The sequence below is a fragment of the Stenotrophomonas sp. STEN033 genome, assembly GCF_056856655.1.
On sequence record NZ_JBXFWM010000010.1, the window covers coordinates 31,712 to 57,367 of the forward strand.

General features: G+C 60.8%; 18 protein-coding genes. 15 read left to right on the forward strand and 3 right to left on the reverse strand.

Annotation, left to right across the window (positions count from 1 at the left end; translation table 11 throughout):
• Positions 1–167 precede the first annotated feature (167 nt).
• The 7 genes from AC1VXC_RS05565 to AC1VXC_RS05595 all read left to right on the forward strand — a co-directional run bounded on the left by AC1VXC_RS05565 (position 168) and on the right by AC1VXC_RS05595 (position 11,074).
• Positions 168–2,414 (forward strand): type VI secretion system Vgr family protein, encoded by a 2,247-nt coding sequence (locus tag AC1VXC_RS05565; protein WP_481539079.1) that lies wholly within the window; start codon positions 168–170, stop codon positions 2,412–2,414.
• 18 nt (positions 2,415–2,432) lie between these two features.
• On the forward strand, positions 2,433–4,052 hold the full coding sequence (locus AC1VXC_RS05570) for a hypothetical protein (protein ID WP_481539080.1): 1,620 nt from the start codon (positions 2,433–2,435) through the stop codon (positions 4,050–4,052).
• Positions 4,049–4,180 carry a hypothetical protein gene (locus tag AC1VXC_RS05575; RefSeq protein WP_275452865.1) on the forward strand — a complete coding sequence of 44 codons (132 nt, stop codon included), beginning with the start codon at positions 4,049–4,051 and terminating at the stop codon, positions 4,178–4,180. Before AC1VXC_RS05570 ends, AC1VXC_RS05575 begins: the two co-directional genes overlap by 4 nt.
• Before the next feature lie 18 nt (positions 4,181–4,198).
• Positions 4,199–8,692, forward strand: coding sequence for an RHS repeat-associated core domain-containing protein (locus tag AC1VXC_RS05580; RefSeq protein WP_482995014.1), 4,494 nt, complete (start codon positions 4,199–4,201; stop codon positions 8,690–8,692).
• 38 nt (positions 8,693–8,730) lie between these two features.
• Positions 8,731–9,075: a hypothetical protein gene (locus AC1VXC_RS05585; RefSeq protein WP_313171892.1), complete on the forward strand. Its 345-nt coding sequence runs from the start codon at positions 8,731–8,733 to the stop codon at positions 9,073–9,075.
• Between the two features lie 94 nt (positions 9,076–9,169).
• Positions 9,170–9,835 (forward strand): hypothetical protein, encoded by a 666-nt coding sequence (locus AC1VXC_RS05590; protein ID WP_481539083.1) that lies wholly within the window; start codon positions 9,170–9,172, stop codon positions 9,833–9,835.
• 130 nt (positions 9,836–9,965) lie between these two features.
• Positions 9,966–11,074 (forward strand): IS3 family transposase gene (locus tag AC1VXC_RS05595; RefSeq protein WP_482995015.1). Its coding sequence is split into 2 segments (ribosomal slippage): positions 9,966–10,227 and positions 10,227–11,074, totalling 1,110 coding nucleotides; the frame shifts between segments, so codons are not numbered across the junction.
• A 178-nt stretch (positions 11,075–11,252) separates the two neighbouring features.
• Here the strand turns inward: AC1VXC_RS05595 and AC1VXC_RS05600 are convergent.
• Positions 11,253–12,407 carry an NADH-dependent flavin oxidoreductase gene (locus AC1VXC_RS05600; protein WP_481539171.1) on the reverse strand — a complete coding sequence of 385 codons (1,155 nt, stop codon included), beginning with the start codon at positions 12,405–12,407 and terminating at the stop codon, positions 11,253–11,255.
• Positions 12,408–12,547: 140 nt separating this feature from the next.
• A complete protein-coding gene (locus AC1VXC_RS05605) occupies positions 12,548–13,498 on the reverse strand; it encodes a LysR family transcriptional regulator (protein WP_481539170.1) in 951 nt (316 codons plus the stop codon).
• Positions 13,499–13,616: 118 nt separating this feature from the next.
• On the opposite strand from AC1VXC_RS05605, the gene AC1VXC_RS05610 reads away from it, so the two are divergent.
• The 3 genes from AC1VXC_RS05610 (at position 13,617) to AC1VXC_RS05620 (ending at position 16,492) form a co-directional block, all read left to right on the forward strand.
• Entirely contained in the window at positions 13,617–14,573 is a 957-nt protein-coding gene (locus AC1VXC_RS05610) for an alpha/beta hydrolase (RefSeq protein WP_481539169.1), read from the forward strand.
• Between the two features lie 553 nt (positions 14,574–15,126).
• A complete protein-coding gene (locus AC1VXC_RS05615; protein ID WP_313173896.1) occupies positions 15,127–15,762 on the forward strand; it encodes an SDR family oxidoreductase in 636 nt (211 codons plus the stop codon).
• Between the two features lie 526 nt (positions 15,763–16,288).
• Complete coding sequence (locus AC1VXC_RS05620; RefSeq protein ID WP_481539168.1) at positions 16,289–16,492, forward strand: hypothetical protein; 204 nt, start codon at positions 16,289–16,291, stop codon at positions 16,490–16,492.
• A 110-nt stretch (positions 16,493–16,602) separates the two neighbouring features.
• Here AC1VXC_RS05620 and AC1VXC_RS05625 read toward each other — a convergent pair whose 3' ends face one another.
• Positions 16,603–20,313: an indolepyruvate ferredoxin oxidoreductase family protein gene (locus AC1VXC_RS05625; protein WP_481539167.1), complete on the reverse strand. Its 3,711-nt coding sequence runs from the start codon at positions 20,311–20,313 to the stop codon at positions 16,603–16,605.
• A gap of 169 nt (positions 20,314–20,482) precedes the next feature.
• Here AC1VXC_RS05625 and AC1VXC_RS05630 point away from each other — a divergent pair, with 169 nt between their 5' ends.
• The 5 genes from AC1VXC_RS05630 to AC1VXC_RS05650 all read left to right on the forward strand — a co-directional run bounded on the left by AC1VXC_RS05630 (position 20,483) and on the right by AC1VXC_RS05650 (position 25,329).
• Positions 20,483–21,121, forward strand: coding sequence for a tetratricopeptide repeat protein (locus AC1VXC_RS05630; RefSeq protein ID WP_313173899.1), 639 nt, complete (start codon positions 20,483–20,485; stop codon positions 21,119–21,121).
• A 105-nt stretch (positions 21,122–21,226) separates the two neighbouring features.
• The gene (locus AC1VXC_RS05635) at positions 21,227–22,141 is read left to right on the forward strand and encodes an AEC family transporter (protein ID WP_481539166.1); all 915 of its coding nucleotides are present in this window, start codon (positions 21,227–21,229) and stop codon (positions 22,139–22,141) included.
• A gap of 18 nt (positions 22,142–22,159) precedes the next feature.
• Positions 22,160–23,275, forward strand: coding sequence for a hypothetical protein (locus AC1VXC_RS05640; RefSeq protein ID WP_481539165.1), 1,116 nt, complete (start codon positions 22,160–22,162; stop codon positions 23,273–23,275).
• Positions 23,276–23,644: 369 nt separating this feature from the next.
• On the forward strand, positions 23,645–24,622 hold the full coding sequence (locus AC1VXC_RS05645; RefSeq protein ID WP_482995016.1) for a hypothetical protein: 978 nt from the start codon (positions 23,645–23,647) through the stop codon (positions 24,620–24,622).
• A gap of 209 nt (positions 24,623–24,831) precedes the next feature.
• A complete protein-coding gene (locus AC1VXC_RS05650) occupies positions 24,832–25,329 on the forward strand; it encodes a hypothetical protein (protein WP_481539163.1) in 498 nt (165 codons plus the stop codon).
• Positions 25,330–25,656 lie beyond the last annotated feature (327 nt).

Sequence of the window (25,656 nt, forward strand, 5' to 3'; positions counted from 1 at the left end):
CCACGCTTTGATTGCGTGAGGACTGCGTGACGAAGGCCATCCTCCACTAATACATTCCTACGAATTCAGCATTCGAAGACCCGATATGGGTGTCAGAAAACTGGCGCGTTTCATAAAGCAATGGCAAAGTCGGGTTCTCGATCACGCATGGGACGACGGAACGCCCGATGTTCGCCGAATCACTTTCAGCAGCAGGCGGCTTGCAGCGCCTGCACCAGGACCGCCGCCTGGTTCGTGTAGAGACCGCGCTTGCACCAGAGACATTCCTGGTCAAACGTTTCGACGGCAACGAGTCGGTCTCTGCCCCTTTTCTCTACCACGTTGAGTTGCTGTCCACCCAATCCCGGCTGGAGTTGAAGCAGCTGGTAGGACAGCCGTTGCGGTTGTTGCTCGGCGACGAGTTTGGCGGCCGCAGCGTGCATGGCTATGTGCGCGAGTTCGCCAGCACCGGCCAGCAGGCGCAATTCAACAGCTACCGCGCCGAAGTCGCGCCGTGGTTCGCGTTCCTTGATTACACCAGCAACTGCCGCATCTTCCAGGACAAGAATGTCCTGGAGATCGTTGAAGAAGTGTTTACTGGTTACGAGCAGCTGGCACGCTATCGCTACGATCTCAATGCCGGCAAGCTGCCGCCATTGTCGTACTGCGTGCAGTACAACGAATCGGATTTCGCCTTCGTCAGTCGCCTGCTGGAAGATGCCGGCCTGTACTACAGTTTCGTGCATGATGACGAGGGGCATACGCTGGTCATCAGTGATGACTCCACGCTCAGTGTCGTGCATGGCGAGCCGGGCAGCGTTGCCTATGTCTCCGATCAGGGCACGTTGGCGCGTACTGGCCTGCATCGGTGGGGCGCACGACGCAGGGTCGGGCCGAGTGCACAGACCTTGCGCAGCTTCGATTTCAAGCAGCCCAAGCAACAGCTCGATGGCAACCAGGGCAACCAGGTGCCGATGGGTCTGTTGCCACCGCTCGAGCAGTACCGTTACGACGGTGCGGCGCGTTTTGCCAACAGTCGTGTCGGCGAGGCATTGGCGGCGGTGCGCAATGAAGAAGTCAGCTGGCCAACCAAGCTGTTCGAGTGCGCAGGCAACGCGGGCGAACTCGCCGCTGGCGCGTGCTTCAGCCTTGATCGCCACCCGGATTTTATCGGGCGCGACGAGGTGGATCGTCAGTTCTTCGTGGTGTCGATGCGGCGCGAAGGGCATAACAACTTCGCCAGTGATTTCTCCAGTGCCGAGTTGCCCAGCATGGAAATGCAGGCGCAGGTGTTGCGCCGACGAATTCCCTTCCGTCCTTTGCGACAGACGCCATGGCCGCGTATGCCAGGGCCACAGACTGCTACCGTGGTCGGCCCGCCGGGTGAGGAGCTGCATGCCGATGCCTACGGTCGGGTGAAGGTGCAGTTCCACTGGGACCGCAAGCTGGACCGTCGTGAAAATGCCTCGTGCTGGATACGTAGTGCCAGTCCGTGGGCCGGTGCTGACATGGGCGGCGTTTCGCCGCCGCGCATCGGCCAGGAAGTCATCGTCGACTTCCTCGACGGTGATCCGGATCGTCCGATCATCACGGGTCGGGTCTACAACGAACAGAACATGCCCCCATTCGGTATGGAAGTCAGCGGGCTGAAGTCGAAGACAGTGAAGGGTGCGGGCTGGAACGAAGTGACCATGCACGACGGTGCCGGCGGGGAACTGCTGAACATGCGTGCGCAGCGCGACATGGTCACCACGGTGCTCAATGACCAGACTGCCAGCATCCTCAACAACAAGTCGACCAGCGTAACGGTTGATCACAGCATGACGGTGGGTGGTAACCAGACCATCGGCGTCACCGGCAACCGCGGGATCACCGTCACCGGTACCGACACCTCCACCGTGACCGGAACGCGCACCACGGACGTCACCGGTGCGGTCGGCGAGACGTATCACACCGGTCAGACCAAGACCATTCTCGCCGCCGGCTACACCGAAACCATCACCGGTCCCTTCACCACAACGCTGACCGGCAACTACATCAGCCAGCGCACCGGTACGTGGCAGCAGACCATCACCTCGACCTCGCTCGAACAGGTGCAGGGAAAGGTGACCGAGCAATACCTTGCCGGGCGCGAGACCAGCATCACCGGCTTGGACAAGCGCGGAGTCACTGGCGCCGTCGAGGATGCCAACAAGGGACCACGCACCATCGGGGTGGAAGGTACGTTCGAGCAGGGGGTCACCGAAACCCACTCGCAGTTCTCCACTGGGGAAATGACCCTGTCGTCTGCGGCCAAACTGATCGCAGCCGTCGGCGAATCCTCCGCCATCGAGATCACGGCGGGTGAGATCAAGATCAGCGCCGGTGGTTCGGAAGTGGTGATCAATGCCAGCGGAGTCTCGGTCAACGGCAGCGAGATCAAGCTCAACTGCTAAGCAGAACGGAGATTCAGCATGCAGGACACCCCCATGTTGCGCGGCCTCGCTACCTTGCGCGAGGCGTGGCTGCAGGCAAGTTCCGACCCCTCCCGACGATTGCTGATATGGCGTCTGCCGGCCAATGCCAGTCGTCTGCTGGCGGCCTTCTTCGAGATGCAGCGGCACGATGAAGGGCGCGATACGCCGGACTATTTCCTGCGCATCGATACCCGCTACGAACTGGGTTTCCGCTACAGCAGGCAGATCAAGCAGGATTTGCTGGAGCGCTATCTCGGCAGCCAGGATGAGTTGCGCGAGCAGGGCGTAACGCTGGGCTGGCGCGGCCCCAACGAAACCCATCCGGATTCTGCCGCGGGTGTCGTCGAGGTGCTGGCGAGCTTTGCCGAACATCACGGCGCGCATCTGCGCTTGATGGCAGCCGTACTGGAGCCCGAACGCTACGTGCCAGGTGATGGCTTCGAGCGCTGGGTTTCGGCTGCGCTGAACGCCAGGCCCAGCGCGCAGCTGCGTCTGGTGCTGGTGGATACCGAAGAGGATCCCCGTTGGCAGCCGCTGCTGGACAAGCACGCGGAGGTGGCCGCGCTGATCGGCGGCGACGTCGATATGTTTGGCATCGCCCGCGATACCGCGGCGCAATCCACCGGGCGCGGGCCGGAGGTGTTGTATCGACAGTTGCTGGCCGACTTGGTGCTGTTGATCGAGCGGGGTAGCCCCGCCCAGGTGGTCAGCCGGGCGGAGCGTGCGCAGGCACTGGCCACGCGCAATGGGTGGCATGACCAGCAGTCGGTGGTACAGATGATGGTGGCTGGTGCCTGGCTCAAGCACGGCGATCACGCCCAGGCGATCAATGCCTACCGCAATGCGCGCACTGCGGCTGAGAGTGCCAGGCTTGGCGGTAATGCCGCAGGTGCGGATCTGGTGACGCAGAGTTGGTTTGGCGAGGCGGGCTGCTGGTTGACGGCCAAGCAGCCTGAGCGCGCCGCGCAGACCTACCTGCAGGCCTCGACCTCGGCGGCGAGTATTCCGCACCCGATGTTCCAGCTGGAAGGGCAACGCATGGCCGGCTGGTGTCTGTTGCAGGCGGGCAACCGGGAGCTCGCGCGCACCCAGCTGCTGGAGGCTATTCGTATTGCCAAACCCTTGCCGCCAGCGGACCGCAAAACCACAACGCTGCCGCAGGCGCTGTGGGATCTGCTGCTGTTGCAGGACGCACGCCGCTGCCAGAAGTTGCAGGACGTCGCGGCCGAGTATGTGCAAGCCAGTGCGCGTGTGTTCGGCGATGCCGAAAACCACGCGATGGCCCTGGGGCCTCGGCCGGCACGGTCCGCACTCGATGCCATCGAGCGGCAATTGGACGTGGTGCTGGAGCAGGGCTTTCATCGTGCCCAGCAGGAACGTGAACGACTGATCCAGGCCGGTGATGAGTTCTTCCGCAAGATCGTCGCCGTGGGCCGGGATTTCCTCGATCCATCCTGGAACGGCATTCCGGCCATCGAACACCCCCTGGACCATGAGATCCCGGTATGGAGCGAGCCGCCGGCAATGCAGCCGTTACCGGATCCGTCGGAATTGTGGCAGGCGGCCGATACCGCGCGTAGCGCAGCACAGACAACAGCAGGAGCAGCACTGGCATGACGCCGAGCAGGAAAACAGCGGTGATGGCGGTGGCCATCGTGATTGGAATCATCGTGGTGGCCTGGATCAGTGCCGACTATCGCGATGAGGTCAAAGCCTTCCTGCGTGCGCTGTTGCGCGCCATCTAAGCGACAAGGAGTGTTGCCATGAGCATCGCTGCCAAGCATCTTGATCCGCAGTTGGGCATCGACATCCATATGTATGCGGTGCCGCCAAGCCCGCTGCCGACGCCGCATATCGGGCTGGTACTGGATCCTTTCGATTACATCCCGTTCATTGGCTCGACGATCAAGGTCAATGGTGTGCATCGCGCCACTGCGGGCACGGGTGGGCTGGACGTACATATTCCCCTGGGGGTGTGGGCACCGCCGTTGGCCGCGCCGATGGGGCCGCAGTTCGATGGCGAGGAAATCTTCATGGGCAGCCGCACGGTGTCGGCTGACGGCGAGCCGTTCTCGCGGCTGGCCATGCCGGTGCTGGATTGCAACCTGGCCGGCATGATCAACCCGTTCCGGATGAAGAAGCCCAAGAAGCCGCTGCGGGCGATGTCCTTGCCGACGGGTTTGAACGTGGCCATCCCCACCAATGTAACGGTAGGTGGTCCGCCGACGATCTCATGGACAGCGATGGCATTTCGCGCAGCCTTCGCCGGGCTTGGCAAGCTGCGCAAGACGAAGTTCTTCCAGGGCAAGATGGATGCCTTCAAGAGGTGGCGTCAAGGCAAGTGGGGCCATCTTCCGCCGGGCACGCTCAAGTGCAAGATCCTGCGCGCCGAGCCGGTGGATACCCGCGATGGCAGTGTGGTGGTCAGTCACCAGGATTTCGAGATTCCCGGTCGCCTGCCGCTGGTCTGGCAGCGCAGCTACAGCTCCGCGCAGATCGACCGTGGCGGCGCCTGTGGTATCGGTTGGCAGACGCCTGCCGACATCATGCTGGAAGTGCTGGCCGATGGTTCGGTATGGATGTGCGGGCCGGGGCAGGTCGCCTTCTTCCCCGAGCTGCCGCCGGTTGACGGTGAAGCCGCCGCGATACTGGATTTCGTCGATGGTGCACGCTTGCTGCGACAACGCGGGCAGTTGCGGGTGCGCTTCAAGGGCGGGTTGCAGTATGTGTTCGGCAGCGAGCTGCCGGCAGGGATCGCGCCGTTGCCGGTACATGGCAGCCTGGCCCTGCAGCGCATCGAAGATGCCAGCGGTAACTACTGGCGCTTCGAGCGCAACGACGGCCACCTGGTACGTATCGTCGAAAGCGGTGTCGATGGCCTGCAAGGGCGCTTCATCGATGTGGATGCGCGGCACGGCCGCATAGAGCGGATGGCCATGCACGACCCGGCCACCGGGCTTGTCCACCCCTTGGTGAGCTATCGCTACAGCAACGAAGGTGATCTTGTTGCTGCGATGGATGCGCTGGGCGCTGCGCGTACGTTTGTCTATGCGCAGCACCGCTTGGTGCAGCATACGGACCGGGTTGGCCTGTCGTTCTATTACACCTTTGATGCGCAGGGACGGGTAGTGCACTCCTGGGGTGACGGCGGCCTGTACGACTACCATTTCGAGTACGACACGCTGCTGCGGGAGACCCGCGTGACCGATTCGCTCGGCCACCTGAGCGTGATCAAGTTCGACGAGAACCAGCTGCCGCTTTGCGAGATTGATCCGCTCGACGGCGTCACTTTCTTTGAGTACGACGACTTCGGCCGCACGGTGGCGGTAACCGACCCGGAAGGCCTGCGTACCGGCTTTGCCTACGATGCACATGGCAACCTGTGCTGCCTGACGCGGGCCGATGGCAGCACGCTGCAGATGGAGTACGACGACAACGACAATATGCTTGCGCTGCGGTCGCCGGATGGCGCCGCGTGGCAGCAGGCTTATGACGCGCGTGGACTGATGGTTGCGCAGACCGATCCATTGGCGGCGACCACACGCTATGACTATGACGCCAGCGGGCAGTTGCTCGCGCAGACCAACGCGCGACAGGCCGTCACCCAGCTGCGCTACGACCGGCACGGACTGGTTGCCGCGGTTGTCGATGCGCTCGGGCATGAGAGTCGCTACGAGCAGGATGCGCTGGGCAATCTGCTGCGGCAGGTGGACCCGCTAGGCCAGGTAAGCCGCTATGAATATGACGCCAAAGGCCGGTTGCTGGCGACGATCACGCCCGACGGTGCCGGTGTGCGCTGCGAATACGATGCGGAAGATCAGCTGGTCCGTTACACCGACGAAGCCGGCGCGCAGACCCGGCTGGAGTATGTGGGCATAGGCCAGATCAGCAAGCGGCTTCAGGCCGATGGTCATATCGTGGAATACCGCTATGACAGCGAAGAACAGCTGGTCGCTGTCATCAATCAACGCGGTGAGACCTACCAACTCCTGCGCGACCCGCTCGGCCGCATCGTCGAGGAAGTCGACTATTGGGGCCAGGCACGACGCTACAACTACGACGCAGCGGGAAGGCTCACGACTACCGTCGACGCGCTCGGTCAGAAGATTGCCTTCAACACCGACAAGATGGGGCGGATCACCCGCAAGACCTTGCCGGATATCCGCCATCCCGGGCAGCAGCTGCAGGAGCACTTTGTCTACGACAAGCTCGGTCAGTTGATCGAGCTTCGTAATCCCTCGCGTACGGTCAAGCGCCGCTACGACCCGGTTGGACAGCTGTTGGAAGAGTTGCAGGATGGCTTCCGCGTCGGCTACGGCTACGACGAGGTGGGCAACCGGGTGTCACGAGAGACTTCCGCCGGCAATCACCTTGCCATCGGTTACGATCTGCGTGATCAGGCGGTGTCGATAGCGATCAACGATGAATCGCCCATCCTGATGCAGCGCGATGCCTTGGGGCGGACCACGCAGGAAACCCTGAGCTCGCATCTGCAGCGCAACTTCAGCTATGACAGCCGCAACCTGCTGACCTCGCAATCGATCCTGAAGGACGCCGCGCCGCTGTTTGAAACCCGCTACGACTATGACCGCAGCGGCAACCTGACCCGACGCAGTGACAGCGGGCAGGGCGTGGACGAATACCGCTACGACGCCATTGGTCGGCTGCTGCAGCACACCGACCCGAAGGGCAAGATAGAACGCTTCTTCAATGACCCGGCCGGCGACCGCCTACGCACCGAGATCAAGCAGGTGCAGGCACGCAAGGTGGTGGGCGGCGACAACGATGAGCTGGTCACCTGGACGCGCGAAGGTACCTATCAAGGCGTGCACTACGTCTTTGACCGGGCAGGCGACCTGATACGCAAAGGCGCACCGCACGGCGACGCTCCTGACGATCTGACCCTGATCTGGGATGCCAACCATCGCTTGGCGGAAAGCCGGCGAAATGGGCAAGCCACGCACTACGGCTACGACCCGCTAGGCCGAAGAGTGTTCAAGCGCAACCCGACGCAGACGACGTGGTTCTTCTGGGACGGCGATGCGTTGCTGGGTGAAGTGCAGCAGGCCAATGACGCGGTGGATGCAGCGCCGGTTTGGGTGGGGAATGTCGCTAGCTTGATTGAAGTCAAGGCGCGCCAACAGAGGTTGACGGCGTTGCACGAGCGGGTGCGGGAGTACGTGTATTACCCAGGAACGTTTGTGCCATTGGTCCTTGTTGGGGCGGCCAGTAAGGACATTGTTGAGACAAAAGTGTCGCCCCCGGCAACTACTACTGGCCCCGTTGATGCGAAAAAGTTGAACGACCCCGTCTTTCAGTTGAGATCAGGGGGAGGTTCGGAAAATACATCGATTAATGGTGCATTTATTCTGGGTAGAACCGCAATTCTTTCAGCGGCGAGGGAGGGTGTATCAGCAAATGACTTGAATTGTAATCAATCCGCCTCCGCGCCAAGCAGGGAAGGGGATGTGTTGGCGGGCGAAGCTGGTAGCAGTTCTTTTGGAAACATAAAGTGTTCATATGTTTTCCAGGTTGACCCAAATGGCTGCCCGCTGAGAATATGCGACAGTTTTGGGAGAGTCGTTTGGTCCGCTTCCTGGGGAGGGAGTGGAGTGCGCCATCTGGGTGAAAGCTATTTGGAAAATAACTTGGCGATGCAAGGGCAGTACGTGGATGCAGAGACTGGCCTCAATTATAACAGGTATAGATATTACGATCCGGAGCAGGCGGGCTATATTGGTCAGGATCCCCTGGGCCTGCTTGCAGGGCTAAATGTTTATTCTTACGTTCGAAATACGTTGGGATGGATTGATCCTCTTGGGCTCTCAGCCGGATCGGCGTGGGATTCCATAAGTTTTTTTCGTGACCAAAATGGCCTTCTCTCCGTGGCTGGTGAGGACGCGCTAGCGGCAGGTGGCGCGAAGAACGCCCAGAACACCGTCGCGTTGCTTCGTGTAGGCGACCGGGAATTCATCGGAATGAATAGTAGAATTCAGAACCCGAAGAATCCTTTTACCGCCGGCCCTATCAACAACATTACGAAATTTCATGCAGAAGGGAATGCGGCGCAGCAGGCATTTGACGCAGGAATGGCGGGCAAGCATAAAGTCGCTGAAATGTGGGTTGACCGCGATCTGTGTCATGCTTGTGGGCCATCTAACGGGGTAGGGTCTCTTGCCAAGGCCTTGGGTCTGGATGAGATACTTGTACATTCACCTTCAGGATCAAGGGTTTTCAAAGCACCATGCGCACAATAACTAAAATATCTTCAGAAATTCGTCAAGGTGCTCGCGCGGTGAGTGTTGAGAGTGAAGATGTGACTTTCTTCGGTTGCCTGGAGGCGGTTAGGAATATGAACGGTGATGATCGATCCCTTGTTTGCGTTGAATTGTCGGATGGGTCGATCATGATCGGAGGGGGCGGTGCTTCGTTTATAGTTACAATGGAGTTTGTCGATAAGATCGTCAACGCGGTGGACTTGTCGAAAGATTCTGATGACTTCGTTGAGATGACTGTCGGCGGGCAGGCTGTTGATTATCCTAGCACCTACGTTATTTCTTTTGAGCAGGTCTGCGCTGTCTTGAGTGAACAATTGGATGGTGGCGCAAAAATTGTTGAGTACGAAGTTGTACCGAAGTGATTTTGTCGCCTGCCCATAAACTCGACCCAGGCGTTCTTGGGGGTCTCCCGGTAAACTGGCACCAAGGAGATCGCCAAAGCATGCAGGGGTTGAAGTGATAAAGGTTAATCAAATAAGATCGGCTGCGGAATCCGCCAAGCTTGGCGAAATCGATATGGCAGGGTATGTCTTGTCGCGATGCGGTTCCGCGAATGAATTGGATGTCGAACAATACAAGAATCTAAAGGTTCTACTGAGTTGTGAGCACGCAATCTATCCTTCCGGCGGAGTGGAGGATATCGGGTTCTGTCGAGAGCTGCTTGAAGAATTGAAGCCAAGCTACCTCGAATTCACGGTTGTGGATCCAGAAAAGATAGAGTCAAGTCGCGCGCAGTTGAACGCGTTGGCTGCATTGGATGTTCGAAAAATTGCCAATGGACTTTTCCTACTAAAAGATGACATTTCTCTGCTTGACCGAACTGCGCATATGGACGCGCTAGTGCAGTCGGGCGTGGAGATGTTCCAAATTGAGATCGAATCCTTGGTTGATCCCGAGTCCAAAATATCTTCTAAAGGTCGCGGGAGAATTGCGGAGTTCTTTTTTCGATATCCGACGCTGATTGGAGATTATTTTGTGGTGAGCACGAAAATCCCTGATGTGCAGCAGCGCGGATTTTATCTGAATCTTTCTCCTGCTGGTGGACGGTCGTACGATTTCTCGCAGCAGCAATACAGCCTCTCTTCGGCAATGAGGATCATTAAAGGGCTGAGGAAGATATGAACAATTTGCCAAGCGTGTCGCTTGAAATAAGTTTACTCGCCTACACGCTTGGTGAGTTGTCGCCTGCCCGTAAACTTGATCCAGGCATTCTTAGAGGTCTCCGGGCAAACTAGCCCCAAGGAGACCGCCGATGCGCAAGAGCAAATTCACTGAGAGTCAGATCGTTACGACGTTGAAGCAGGTTGAGGCTGGAAGGCAGGTCAAGGATGTCTGCCGTGAGCTTGGCATTTCCGATGCGACTTACTACGTCTGGAAGTCCAAGTACGGCGGCATGGAAGCTTCGGACGTGCAGCGGTTGCGCGACGTTGAAGCCGAGCACGCAAAGCTCAAGCGGATGTACGCCGAACTGGCGATGGAGAATCATGCGTTGAAGGATCTGATTGCAAAAAAGCTTTAGACCCGGCGCACAAGCGCCCGCTCTTGGCCTGGCTGCAGGACCGCCATGGCTGGAGCGAACGCCGGGCCTGTGCGGCGATTGGGATGCCTCGGTCAACGGCACGCTACCGCCATCGGCCGGATCGGGACGAAGAGGTGATCGCGCTCCTGGCCGAGCTCTCTGAGCGTTTTCCGGAGCGCGGCTTCGGCAAGCTGTTTCAACTGATTCGTCGCCGCGGTTTGGTTTGGAATCACAAGCGTGTCTGGCGTGTGTACTGTCTGATGAAGCTCAATCAGCGTCGGCGAGGGAAGAAGCGTCTTCCGAACCGGCACCCGATGCCATTGGTGGCCGGCGAGCAGATCAACGGCAGCTGGTCGATCGACTTCATGTCCGACGCGCTTTGGGATGGGCGAAGGTTCCGGACATTCAACGTGATCGACGATTTCAGCCGCGAGGCCTTGGCCATCGAAGTTGATCTGAATTTACCGGCAACGCGGGTCATCCGCACTTTGGAACGAATTGCAGCGTGGCGCGGCTATCCCGCAAAGCTTCGCCTGGACAACGGCCCCGAGTTCATCGCCTTGGCGTTGGCGGAATGGGCCGAGCGCAAGAGCATCGCGCTGGATTTCATCGAGCCAGGACGGCCAATGCAGAACGGCTTTATCGAACGCTTCAATGGCAGCTTCCGACGTGGCGTGCTGGATATGCACGTCTTCCGCAATCTCGGAGAAGTACGCGAACAAGCAGAGCAGTGGTTGGCCGATTACAACACCGAGATACCTCACGACAGCCTCGGCGGGCTGACGCCCGCCGAATTCCGCCAGTACCACGAACCGGAAACCTCTAATTTAGCTTGGCATTGAAATGCGGGGAGTCGACAAAATTGCTTTGGTTCAGCCTGAGCGTGACGTTCATCAGGGTGATCAGAACGGGTACTTCGATCAGAGGGCCAATGACAGTGGCGAATGCGACAGGCGAGCGAATGCTGAACGCACTTGCCGTCACAGGAATCACAAGCCCGAAGTTGTCACCGGTATCCTCTCAGGCGCCAGCGACAGCTTCAGCTTTGCGCACCGGAATCCACCCCGGCGCCGCCTCTACGGCTCGCCACAGGCCATCGGGAATGGACAACGCCGCGCGCTTGTCCAGAACCAGTTCCTGGCTGATCTGCTCACTACAGCCCGCCTGAGCTAACCCTACCCAATCCGGGTTAATAACCAGCGCTTTGCCCACGACCGCCAGCGAGAGCCCCAGATCCAGCGCAGTCTGGGCCTGTGCCGGGGTGCGCAACATGCCCGCCGCCAGCACTGGTACGCGCTTGCCGACATGCGCAATGACCTGCTCCACGGTGAGACGGGTATCGGTTCCCAGCGGGCGCGCGCCCAGAACATCGTTCAGGGAGATGTGCAGGTAGTCGATGCCCTCGGCAATCAGCCCATCCACCAGCGGGCAGATGTCCGGTACCCGATAGCCACCTTCCTCGCGTTCCTCGGGCGAGATGCGGTAGCCCAGCAGGAACGGGCGCGTGGCATATTTGGCGATCACCCGCTTGGCTTCCTTCACCACTGCCAGCGCGAAGCGCATGCGTTTTTGCTGCGAGCCGCCCCACTCGTCACCGCGCTGGTTGTAGCGTGGCGAGAAGAAGTTCTGCAGTAGGAAGCCGTGCGCGCCATGCAACTCTACGCCATCGAATCCTGCCTCGACGGCACGGCGTGTGGCCTCGCCGAAAGCGTGCACCATCTTCAGGATCTCACTCTGCGATAAGGCACGCGGCGTCACGTCGTCCCGATTGAAAGGCCCGCCCAGCGCATTGACGGCACTGGCACTCACCAGTTCGCCTCGCGGCACTGCGTCCACTACCGCTTTGTTGCCTGCATGGAAGATTTGCAGCACTGCCGAAGCACCGCCGCTCTTGGCAGCCTCGGCCAGCCGGAGCAAGCTGGGAATGAAGCGATCGTCATAGGCGGCGAACTCATCGGTGAAGCCAATGCCGTCCTCCGCAACATGGGTACAGCCGGTGATGACCATGCCCACGCTTTGGGCACGGCGGCGGTAGTAGTCCAGTTCCGCATCCGAGATAGCTCCATCGGGATTGGCGGACCAAGTGGTCATGGGCGCCATCACCACACGGTTACGCAGTGTCAGGCCGTTGTTGAAGGCAAAGGTTTGGAACAGAGTGGCGGGTTCGGACGTCATGGAGAAGCCTTGGCACAGCGGAGGTGCGCATAGAGAAGTCAAGAGGCTCCCAATCTGAGGCCAACGCGCGTAAGTGCCAAGAATTCCAAACCGCACAAGAGTATTCAGTCCAAATTGACAATCAAGCGTAAGAGCACCGCTCAACGTATCTGCTTCTTCGTTAAAGGTGGTTGGCGCATGCCCGTCATGCCCTCGCGCTTCTCGACCAGAAAATCAATCAAGGCCCGCACCTTGGCCGGCATCTGTGCGCGGGTGGGTGCATAAATGTAGAAGCCAGCGAAGGGCTTGCACCAAGGTTGCAGCACCCGTACCAGTTCGCCGGAATCCAGGCGCTGCTGCACGGCGATGTCGATGTGCTGGATGAGGCCTACATTCTGCAAAGCGGCGCGGATCATGCTGTCATCGTCGTTGGTGATGAGGCTGCCCTGCGGCTCTACTGTGAAGGCATGCCCGCCGTCATCCGTTGCAGTGAACTCCCATGGCAGGATCGCACCGCCGGGCGCCCGGAATCGCAGACAGTTGTGCTGCGCTAGATCGGCGGGCGTGGCCGGTTGTGGGTGGCGCTCGAAGTAAGCGGGCGTGCCCACCACCGCCATTTCCAATGGTGGCGTAATCGGCACGGCCACCATGTGCTCGGCCAGGCTTTCGCCGACCCTTATGCCAGCATCGCACCCGTCGGCCACGATATTGGCCAGCGCATCGTCGGTGACCAATTCCAGTTGGAGTTTGGGATAGCGGGTGCAGAACTCTTCCAGGTGCGGCTCCAGCAAGGTCTTGGCGGCCACACGAGATGTATTCACCCGCACTAGGCCCGAAGGCTCATCACGTGCGTCATGCATGGTGCGCACTGTGCGCTCTACGGCGACCAGCGCCGGATACCACACGTCATAGAGCCGCTGGCCTTCTTCAGTGAGCGACATGTCACGCGTGGTTCGGTACAGCAGCTTGACATTCAGCCGACGCTCCAGCGCCTTTACGTTCTGCGACAGATTGGCCCGAGAGACTCCCATCTCCGCTGCCGCCTTGGTAAAGCTGCGGTGGTGGGCGACGTGAGCAAACCAAGCCAGGGAGGGGAGCAGTGACGGATCCATGTGGCGATCATTGTAAATTTGAGAATACAACTGTAATTCAGATTGATGGCTATAAGGGGCCAAATATTGGGTCTACAGTGCTTGCATCGGTGGTTGGCCGCACTTCCCTCGAGGGGCGGTGACCAAGCAAATCACTCAGCGCCCCAAGGAGCACGCCATGCAAAGCGTCAAGATCAGGACCACCTACTGGGACATCGCAGCGGACCTGCAATTTCCACCCAACTTCGACGAGAACAAGAAGTACCCGGCGATCATCAGCGCTCACCCCATCGGCAGCTGCAAGGAGCAGACTGCCGGCAACGTCTACGGGAAGGCCCTAGCGGAAGCCGGGTTTGTAGTCATCGCCTTCGACCGCAGCACGCAAGGTCAGAGCGGTGGCGAGCCCCGCTACATTGAAGACCCGGCCATGGCCGTTGAAGACTTCAGCCGCGTCTCCGACTATTTGGTCACATTGCCGTACGTGGATGCCGACCGCATCGGGGTATTAGGCATCTGCGGCGGTGGCGGTTATGCCATCAATGCGACGATGATCGAGCGTCGCATCAAGGCCCTGGTCAGTATCACGGGTGTCAACTACGGCCGTTTGTGCCGCGAAGGCTTCAGCGGCTTCAACCCGATTGGCCAGATGGAAGCCGTGGCCCAGCAACGCACCACCGAGGCCCGGGGCGAGGCACTCAAGGTTGACCTGTTCGTTCCGCCGTCCATGGATGCGGTCGCCCAAGCGGGCATCACGGACGTTGATGTCCTCGGCGCCACTGATTACTACCGCAACCGCTGCATCAACGACAACGCCGGTACGCGTGCGCTGTTCTCGCGCCGGGCTGCCTCCGCCGCTTGGGATGCCTTCCATCTGGCCGAGACGCTGCTGACGACGCCGATGATGGTGGTGGTCGGCGACAAGCCGGGCGGCTTTGGCGCCTATCGCGATGGACTGGAAATTTATGCGCGCGCCGCGTCGAAGGTCAAGGAACTGGTGGTTGTGGAAGGCAGTTCGCACTACGAGTTGTACGATCAACCGGCCCCTGTCGGGCAAGCGCTGGCTAAGCTGATTCCGTTCTTTCAGAAGAACTTGTAAGCCATGAGTACTGAGCATCTTTTGGACAAGCCCGAAAGGTGCTCAGCCGGGAGCAAGGGGAATGGCGCGACTGCGTCGGCGTGAGGAAGTAGGTGGACAGCTATCCGAAGCTCGACCGCATAGATGTCGCGCTGCTCAGCCACTGTCTGGGCGGCATCTCGCAGTACGTGGCCATGGCATGCGACTTTGATTTTTCGAGAACGTGCGTGCCATGTGCAGTCCGATGGTGCCGATGCCTGAAGGGCTGATCGAGTGAGCGCTACAACGCATGGGCATGCCGCAGTATCAGGAGCTTGTGGATCTGGAACCGCTCAAACTCGGAGCTTTCACCGCGTACTAGAGCAGCCTGTGCTGATGTGGCAGTTGCACGACGATGCCGCCGCCTCAACCCCACGATGTGCGGGCAACCTTCGATCTGCTTGGCAGGCAGAAGAAGGAACTGATCTGAATCGGAGGCACCATGCAACGCTCCAAGGATGGGTACAACTGGCTTGGTCGCCATCCACAGCAAACGCTGGATTTTTTAACAAGCATATGAACACAGGAAACTAAGATGACCAAGGTGTTGATCCTGGGCGCCAGCGGGCAGATTGCCCGCCATGTCGTGCAGATGCTGGGCGAGCGCCGAGATGTCGAGCAGACCCTGCTCGTGCGCGATCCCACGAAGCTCACCAGCACTGAGCCAGTTAACGCAAAAATTGCGGTGGGCGACGTTATGGACAAGAAGCTTCTGCCCCAGCTCATTGAGGGGAAGGAAGTGGTCTATGCCAATTTGGCAGGTGATGTGGACAAGCAGACTGTGCATATTCTTGCGGTGATGAAGTCTAAGGGCGTCAAGCGGCTGATCTTCGTCAACTCACTGGGCATCTACGACGAAGTGCCGGGCCAGTTCGGCGAGTGGAACCGCAAGGAGATAGGGCAGTACCTGCCGCCGTACCGCAAGTCTGCGGATCTAATTGAGGCTTCCGATACCGACTACACGATCCTGCGCGCCGCTTGGTTGCAGGACGAGGATGAGGTCGACTATGAAATAACTGGCCGTGATGAGCCCTTCAAGGGCACCGAGGTATCGCGCAAGAGCGTGGCTGCTCTGGTGGCCGAGTTGGTCGAGAACCCCGAGCGTTTGGTGCGAGCCAACGTGGGCGTGAACAAGCCAAATACCGACGGCGACAAGCCCGCGTTTGTTTGAGGAATAGTACCCAAAATGCGCGAAACGAAGTGCCTCTTCAGGAAATGCTACGGCCGGATCAGCAACCATCCTGACCCAGGATCTACTGCTTTTGCTAAATGATTTTACAGAGACCTGTTGGCACCAAGCTACGTCCGATTTGCTACCAGGCGAGCGGATTTCCCCTAGTACTTTCCAACGATAGGCCTGCAGTTTGGGGAGAGTCGTTTCTCTTCCGCGCTGCGTCCGTTTTGGGCCGTTGGCGGACATCGAACGGAATACGCACGTTTTCAAACTCAGCGCCTAACGAATTCAGCGGATCCCGAACCATCGGAAGGTTGGAACATATGCTCAAAATCATGGGCTTCGCAGCTACGCTGATATTTGCAAGCAGCGCTCAAGCCCGCGACCACCCGAACCGCTCATGCGAAAAAGCACCGCCTCTGGCAGAAATCCAGAAGCTGCTTCCCGATCACGTGATTGGTGAAACCGCGGATGTAGACCGCAGCCGGTAGAGAAACTGCCCCAATTCCCGCGCGGCATCTGGATGCGCTCCGGCAGCAGCCTGACCTGCATCGTGGTTGTTCTGGGCGAGACGGGCAAGCTGCAGGACGCCATCGTTTCCTATCCCCCCCGATTGGGGCTGACCGATCAGGAGAAGCAGGTGATTCTTGCCGTTCAATGGACGCCGGCACAGGCAGGCGGGCAAGCGCGGCCCTCGCTGGTGTCCATGGACTTCGAGATCCGCTGACGCGAGTTCAATCGGTAGCGACCTGCAGCTTCGACTTCGACATTGGAGTTCAGGCCGCGCCATGCAACCCATAGGCTGCATGGCGCAGAGGCAACCTATCTGTTGCCCGCTCAGACCGCCTGCACGATATGCAACGCCTTCGGATTGCGCCACGTTGCCAACAGTGTCGCCTCGCGCGCCTTGGCTTCGTGCAGGTGCGCTTCCTTGACGTGGCCGTAGCCGCGGATGTGCTCGGGGATGCTGGCGATGTCCACTGCCAGTGCGAGACGACGCGCATCCAGGCCGCTGATCAGCTCCTGCAGGGTCTTTTCGTAGTCAGCGATCAGCTGACGCTCGCCACGGCGTTCCTCGGTGTAGCCGAATACGTCGAAGCGGCCGCCGCGCAGGCCCTTGAGCTTGGCCAGCAGGCCGAAGGCCTTGAACATCCACGGGCCGTATTCCTTTTTCTGCAGCTGGCCCTGCTCGTCGCGCTTGGCGAACAGCGGCGGGGCCAGGTGGAAACGTACCTGGTAGTCGCCCTCGAACTGCTCGCTCACGCGCTTGATGAAGTCGCCGCTGGTGTACAGGCGGGCCACTTCGTATTCGTCCTTGTAGGCCATCAGCTTGAAGAAGTAGCGCGCGGTGGCTTCGCTCAACGCGGTGCTGCCCGGGATGGCCTGCTGCTCGGCGCTGCGCACTGCATCCACCAGGGTGCGGTAGCGCTTGGCGTAGGCGGCATCCTGGTAGTCGGTGAGGAAGCTGCTGCGGCGGGCGATCAGCTCGTCCAGCGAACGTGACAGGTGGGCGTCATCCAGCGAGGCGTAGGTGGCTTCGCCGCTGGTCTGGCTGGCGGCGGGCAGACCACGCACGTCCGGTTCGTTGTCCGGGTTGCGCGGTGCCGACGGTGCGCCGGCCTCGCTGCCTTCCCACTCACCCGGCGGCAGTTCGCGTAGCGCGGCCGGCTTGCGCTCGGCATCGGTGGGCGCGTTGTGGATGAGGCCGGCGGCCTGCTGCACCGCCTGCGGATCGATCGCGGCCAGGCGGCCCCAAGCGAACGCGGTCTGGTTCATGGCCACGGCAGCGCCATTGAGCTCCACCGCGCGCATCAGCGATTCCAGCGACAGCGGCACCAGGCCCTGCTGCCAGGCAAAGCCGAGGATGAACAGGTTGGAGGCAATGGCGTCGCCGAGCAGGGCGGTGGCCAGCTGGGTGGCGTCGAGCAGGATCGGGTCGCGTCCGCCCAGTGCCAGCTTCACCCCGGCAATGATGTCGGCGGCCGGGAACTGCATATCCGGGTGGGTGGTGAAGGTGCCGGGCATGGCTTCGTAGGTGTTCAACACCACCTGCGAGCGCTCGCCGCGCACCTTGGACAGCGCCCAGTAGTCGTTGACTACCACCATGTCGCAGCCCAGCACCAGGTCGGCCTCACCGGCGGCGATGCGCACGGCGTGGATGTCGGCCGGGCTGTTGGCCAGGCGGATATGGGTGGTGACCGCGCCGCCCTTCTGCGCCAGACCGGTCTGGTCGAGCACGCTGGCACCCTTGCCTTCGAGGTGGCCGGCCATGCCGAGCAGTGCGCCGATGGTGACCACGCCGGTGCCGCCGACGCCGGTGATCAGGATGTTCCAGGGTTGCGAAAAGTCAGTGCGGAAGGTGGGCGCCGGCAGGTTGTCGAGCAGGCTGGCGGCCTTGCTCTTGCTGCCCTTGCGCAGCTGGCCGCCGTGCACGGTGACGAAGCTGGGGCAGAAGCCGGTGGTGCAGGAGAAATCCTTGTTGCAGTTGGACTGGTCGATGTCGCGCTTGCGCCCGAACTCGGTTTCCTTCGGAAGCACGGAGACGCAGAAGCTCTTCTCGCCGCAGTCACCGCAGCCTTCGCAGACCAGCGAGTTGATCATGGTGCGCTTGGCCGGGTCGACGATCTTGCCGCGCTTGCGGCGGCGGCGCTTCTCGGTGGCGCAGGTCTGTTCGTAGATCAGGATGCTGGTGCCCTTCACCGTGCGCAGCTGCTGCTGCACGGCGTCGAGCTCGGCGCGGTCGTGGAACTCCACGTCGGACGGGAACTCGTGGCGGCGCGACTTCCACTTCTGGATGTCGTCGGACAGCAGCACGATGGTGTGCACGCCTTCCGAGCGCATCTGGTGAGCGATCTGCGGCACGGTCAGGGTGCCGTCCACCGGCTGGCCGCCGGTCATCGCCACCGCATCGTTGTAGAGGATCTTGTAGGTGATGTTGACGCCAGCGGCGATGGCCTGGCGGATCGCCAGCGAGCCGCTGTGGAAGTAGGTGCCGTCGCCGAGGTTCTGGAACACGTGCTCGGTGTCGGTGAACGCGGCTTGCCCAGCCCAGGTGACGCCTTCGCCGCCCATGTGGGTGAAGGTGTCGGTGGCGCGGTCCATCCACGTCACCATGTAGTGGCAGCCAATACCGGCCAGCGCACGCGAGCCTTCCGGCACCTTGGTGGAGGTGTTGTGCGGGCAGCCGGAGCAGTAATGCGGCACGCGCGGGAACTGCGCGCGCGGCAGGGCCATCTCGGCTTCCTTGACGTCCATCCAGCGCAGGCGTTCTTCAATCGATTCGGTGTTGAAGAACCGCTGGATGCGGCGGCCGATCACGCCGGCAATGGTGGCCGGGGTCAGCTCGCCGGTGGACGGCAGGATCCACTCGCCCTGCTCGTCGTACTTGCCGACGATGGACGGGCGCGCGCCCCAGTTGGCCGGCCAGTTGTAGAAGTATTCCTTCATCTGACGCTCGATGAAGGCCTTCTTTTCCTCCACCACCACGATGTCTTCCAGGCCGCGGGCGAAGGCACCGATGCCCTGCGGCTCCAGCGGCCAGGTCATGCCCACCTTGTAGACGCGGATGCCGATGTCGGCGCAGGCCTTTTCGTCCAGGCCCAGGTATTCCAGCGCCTGCTGTACGTCCAGGTAGCTCTTGCCGGTGGTGACGATGCCCAGCCGCGCCTGCGGCGAATCCATCACCACCTTGTCGATGCCGTTGGCACGGGCAAAGGCCTGCGCGGCCTTTACCGCATAGCGGTGCAGGCGCATTTCCTGCTCCAGCGGCGGGTCCGGCCAGCGGATGTTGAGGCCGGCGGCCGGCATGTCGAAATCTTCCGGCAGGATGATCCGGCGGGCGAACGGGTTGACGTCCACCGAGGCCGAGGATTCCACCGTCTCGGCAATGGTCTTGAAGCCGATCCAGCGGCCGGTATAGCGGCTCATCGCCCAGCCGACCAGGCCCATGTCGAGGATGTCCTGCACGCCGGCCGGGTTCAGCACCGGCATCATCGCGCTGACGAATTCCTCCTCGCTGCCGTGGGGCAGGGTGGAACTGCGGCAGGCGTGGTCGTCGGCGGCCAGCGCCAGCACGCCACCATGTTTCGACGCGCCAGCGGCATTGGCGTGCTTGAACACGTCACCGCAGCGGTCCACGCCCGGGCCCTTGCCGTACCACATGCCGAACACGCCATCGACCTTGGCGCCGGGGAACAGGTTGGTCTGCTGCGTACCCCAGACCATGGTCGCGCCCAGGTCCTCGTTGAGGCCGGGCACGAACTTCACCTTGGCTGCTTCCAGGTGCTTGCGCGCGCGCCACAGCTCCAGGTCGAAGCCGCCCAGTGGCGAGCCGCGGTAGCCACTGACGAAGCCACCGGTATTCAGCCCGGCCGCGGCGTCGCGCTGCTGCTGCATCAAGGGCAGGCGTACCAAGGCCTGCACGCCGCTCAGGTAGATGCGGCCATCGGTGCGCGTGTATTTGTGTTCCAGGGTGTAATCGGAATCACGCACGCCGATCAGCGGATCGTTGGCGGAAGCAGGCGAGGTAAGTTCGGCGGTACTGGTCATGGCTGGCCCATTGCGGAAACGGCTGGCAGGTGCCAGCCGGCGGGGCCGGTGGCAGCCGCGGATTGTAGCAGTGGGGCTTTCATCACCCTGTAACCCTGTCGCGCGTAGCGCCCGGAGCGGTTAGGATCGGGGCCGGGTGGGGGATAACTGTTCGATGGGGATTGCAGTCATGGGGGTTACAAGGCGCGTGGTCGCTGGCGTAGTGGTGCTGGCGGCGTTGCTGTTTTCAAATGTGCAGGCGCAGAGCCTGCCGAAGATCAACGAGTTCTATTTCGACGATGACGTGGCCGCCAAGCCGATTCAGGTCGTGCCACCTGAACAGGCAGATGCGGTGGATCAGCTGATGAAGCTGCGTGAGCGTGGCCGCAAGGGCGTGGAAGCCACCGCCCAGCTGGCCAGCATCGCCTACCGTGATGGTCGCGAGGAACTGGGTGCCAAGCTGTACCAGGAGGCCTTGGCCGCCGTCGCCGACAACTCCGTGCAGGCGCGCAGTCTGCGCTGGAACCAAGGCTGGGATCTGTACCGCAAAGGCAACCCCGAGGAAGCGCTGGCTCACTGGACCAAGGTCGCCGAGGGCACGCGCGGCAATCCGTCATGGCTGCCGCCGACGCTGGCATTGGCATTGTGGAGCTTGAACCGCAAGGACGAGGCCGTGGCCTGGTATGCGGCCGCCGTGCGTACGGAACCGGGACAATGGAGTGAAGCGGCGGCCTACCCGCAGCTGCTGCCTTCCTGGAGTGACGCCGAGCGTACACAGCTGGCCCAGGTACAGCAGGCGTGGGCGGCCAATCCGCCGGCCTGGCCGTAAGGAAGCAGCTGCGATGCAGTGCCCGTACCGTGTGCCGGCACTGCAGCAGGAGGTTTTGAGCCAGCGCTGATTCCCGTCGGGAACGGCGCGGGGCATGCTCGCATCATGGCAATCGACGCATTCGCACTGATCCTGGCCATGCTCGCACTGGGCATGTTGTTCGCCCGCCTGCGGGTGTTCCCGGACAACGCCGCCGACGTGCTCAACAAGGTGGTGCTGTACATCTGCCTGCCGGCCGCGGTGCTGACCTATGTGCCGCGCCTGCAGCTGGATGCCTCGTTGATCGGCATCATGCTGACGCCCTGGTTGCTGATGCTGCTGACGTTGGTGCTGGTAAGCCTGGCTACGCGCCTGCTCGGCTTCGACCGGCAGGTGCACGCGGTGCTGCTGCTGTGCGTGGCGCTGTGCAATTCCAGCTTCATCGGCTACCCGATGGTGCGCGCGCTGTTGGGTGACCATGCTTTGCCGTATGCGGTGGTCTACGACCAGTTCGGCACCTTCGTGATGCTGTCGACGTTCGGACTGTATGTGCTGGCCCGCTACAGCGGCGACACCCCGCCCAGCACCGGCCAGATCCTGCTGCGCATCGCCAGGTTCCCACCGCTGTGGGCGCTGATCTTTGCCCTGCTGGTGATGCCGGCGTCTCCGCCGACGTGGATTGCCGGTGCGTTGAAGAATGTTTCCGATGCGATGTTGCCGCTGGTGATGCTGGCCGTGGGCCTGACCATCCAGCTACGACTGTCGCGCGCTGAACTGGCACCGTTGGGCATAGGCCTGCTGCTGAAATTGATCGTGCTGCCGGCGGCGGCGCTGCCCTTGTCATGGGCGTTCGGTCTGCAGGGCGAGATGCTGCGGGTGAATGTGCTGGAAACGGCGATGCCGACCATGATCACCGCTGCCGCCCTGGCCATTTCGCATCGATTGGCACCGCGATTGGCCGCAGCGATGGTGGGCTATGGCATTGTGTTGTCGCTGGTCACGCTACCGGCATGGGTCTGGGTATTGGATCGGATGGGTTGAGCAGGTATGTGAGCAGGAATGCTCAAAAACGAGGAGAGCAGGATGCGTAAGCCTTGGCTGGCGATGGCGGGATTGGCGGTGCTGGTAGTCAGTGCAGGTGCAGTTGCACAAACCGCTGATGCTGAAATGACGCCCGAGCAGCAACACGAACAGCGGGAGGCTTGGGGGAAACTGAAGTTGGAGTTGGTGAGCGGAGTTCTCGCCAGAAGTGATCAGCCCCGGAAGCTCTACGCGGCGTGGTTGTTGGAGCCAATAACCCAGGCATATTTGCGAGGAAGCATTACCAATGCGCCTGAGGTGGACGAAAGGTTGCTGCGGGCATATCGGATAGGCTCGAATGAGCCGTTGATAGCCGCTGCAATGGTGGAACGATGCATTCGAACGGGAAAATGTGAGGTCGATGAGGCGGTAGCTGCGTTGCAAAACGGGGATGCCGACAATGCGGGGAGCCAGCTGTTGTTGATGCGCTTGGCCGAATATCGCAAGGATCCCGTCGAAACCCAGAAAGCATGGGAGCGTGCGGTTCAGGCGAAGAGCTACCGTGACCCAGTGACGGCGACGACGGGTTTGCTGGCTGAGGCGACGGAGGATGTCGCATGGCCTCCGTCTGACCCGGCTAAGCTTGAAGCTTGGGTGCGGGACCCGAAAAGTCAGGATACCGAACACGAACGCCTGGTTACCGTGCATTGGACTGCGTTGAATTTATTGCCGAATGACGCGCGCCAGGTTTCGGAAGCATGCATGCCTCCGGAGCTGGGCGCGGAGAAAAACCAGCAGTGCCGGCATTTGTTGACTGTCTTGGCCGATAGTAATTCGTTGACAATGGCGCGGTTGGGCGCTGCACGAATGGCTGCGCTTGAATTGGATGAAGTGGCCAAGGCGGAATGGTCAGCGCGCTATCGTGAATTGGAGTGGCTTCACTCAGTCAGTAACCATTTGTTGGGAGAATCGGGCGAGAAGCCCAATGCGAAAGTCAGCGAAGTTGAACTGGTGCGATTGTGGATAGAGCGCGGCGAGCTGTTGATGGCGCAACATGTCTTGACATCCTGCGGGGTTGCGTTGCGTCCGCCCGCTGACTGGAAAGTTCCGCCACCGACGCAGCCGGATACCTATCGCCTACCGTCATGTCGCTGATTTGGTTGTAGTGCGGTGGCTTTGGCTTCCGTGGTCCAGGTAGCCCGGGTGAGCTCAACGCAACCGGAAAACGGGAGCAGCGCTGTGCACACCTGCGTATCAATCGCTGCATTCGTGGTGTCTGCCATCCGTCAGGTGATGAGGGTATGGGGGCTGCACTTGTTCGGGCTACGGCGCGGATCACCATGTTGTCGCTGGTGATCTTGTCGGTTCCGCTTGGGTGTTGGTACGGCTGGGTTGATCCGGTACGTTTCAACACGTGATGGTTGAAAGTGAAGGGCTATGCGTAAGCAAGGAATTTTGTTGATGCTGTTGTTGGCGATGACCACTACGGCGAACGCACAATCGCCTGCAGAATATCAGGGCGGCATGGCTCCTGAAGAGCTGCTGGTCCAAGTGCAGGCACAGAATCAGGCGCGGATGGAACAGGCACGCAAGCTGGCAGCCACAGGCGAAGCGCTGAATCTGTATGCCGCTGCTGGATTGGCTCCGCTTTCGCTCGATCTGCAGGCCGGCCAGCTGAAGCCCGCGCCGGAAGCGGAGCGCTGGTTGCTGGAGGCCATCGCCAAGGGCAGTGATGAATCCCTGATAGCGGCCACCGCAGTGCGTCGCTGCCTTGACGGTGGCGATTGTGCGGTGGAGAGGGCGGTAGCGACGCTGCAGACCGAAGAGGGTGCTGACGCGCAGTTGTTGTTGATGCGTTGGGCGCAGATGCGTGGAGATCAGGATCGCGCCAACAAGGCCAAGCAACGTGCCTTGGATGCGCCACGTTATGGTGATCAGCTTCCCTCGATAATCCGGCTGCTGGATGCGGCCACCAGCGGGATGGCCTGGCCTGTGGTCCAGCCACAGCGGGCGCTGCAATGGGAACAGGCCAACAATGGCTTGTATGCAGAACATGAGCGGGTGGTGACGCTCTTCAGCATCGCGCTGGGCATGTGGCAGCCGGAGTTGAAAGCGGCATTGGCGCTCTGTCCCGCGGATGAATCCGACATCCATCAGCGTGAGCAATGCCGCAACCTGCTACAGCGAATGGCCGACAGCGACACGATGATCATCGCCAAGGCCGGTGCGCAACGGTTGGTACGTACCGAGGCGCAATCTGAAAGCGCCCGTAGCTCAGCTGAGTATCTTCGGCAGTTGGATTGGTTGTTCTTTCGTAGCGCCGAGTTCTTGAACAACAATGACCCCGCACGGAAAGCTTCGACCGTCGAGCCGCAGGTCTATATGCGCTGGTTTGGCGAAGAAGGCGAGATCCCGGCAATGCGCAGATTTCTACAGCATCAGGGAGAGCCCTTGCTGCCGCCAGCCGGATGGGTAGCACCGCCAGTGCCGCCAACCAGCTGATATCAAGCGCAAGCCGCGTGACTTCATGGTCGATGGCTAGGATTCCATTTGTGGGAGCGGCGTAAGCCGCGAAGCTGACATTGCTGAGAGGCCTCGCAGCTGTGCTATCTCATTCAGAACATGCTTCGCGGCTTACGCCGCTCCCACAAATAGCGCATCCGTGCTCCGTTGATGTAGCCCGGGCAGGCGCAGCGCACCCCGGAAGTCAGGTGTACGCGCAGATAGATATTGCGCCCGTGATGTACGCTGAGGCATGGATCCGCTTTTCATCGTGGATTGGTTCAGATATCAAGGTCCCCATGAAATTCTATGCACTGGTCGTATTGCCCATGGGTACGGATGTCAGCGATGGACATGCCATTGAAGCCGCCGTTGCCAGGCAAATGAAGCCATTCCAGATGTGGCAGGACGATCTCTCACCGGGTGCGTGGGATTATTACTGGTGTTGTACAAGAGCTTGGCTTGAAGAGAACGATGTTGACTTGGTGGATTGGCCGACCGCCTTGCGAGATTCCGAGTACCTGGTTTTTCCGGCTGATACGCTCACCGAGAGTGGCGTCACCCCTGCAATCGTTACTCCCGCGCCTGGGTGGTTTGAGAACAGGGATCACCACGAGCCCGCAGCTGGCGCGTGGAATGACCGCGCGATTGCTATATGCAGGCAGTTTCGCGGGCACCACATAGTTGTTGTTTATTGCCATGGATAGTGGGCATCACGCGCGGCGGTTTCGGCCCATCGGATGATGGGCGTGCGCCCTCCCTTTCGCATGGCGAAGGGGAGGGTTGGGAGGGGGCTTTTTGGTTTTGGCTGGGAAAGCCTCTGCCGAGCATTGCTGGGCACTACCGCTTGTGCCCTCCCTTTCGCATGGCGAAGGGGAGGGTTGGGAGGGGTGCTTTCTTGCTTTGGCTGGGAAAGCCTCTGCCGAGCATGGCTCGGCACTACCGCTTGTGCCCTCCCTTTCGCATGGCGAAGGGGAGGGTTGGGGAGGGGGGCTTTCTTGCTTTGGTTGGGAAAGCCTCTGCCGAGCATGGCT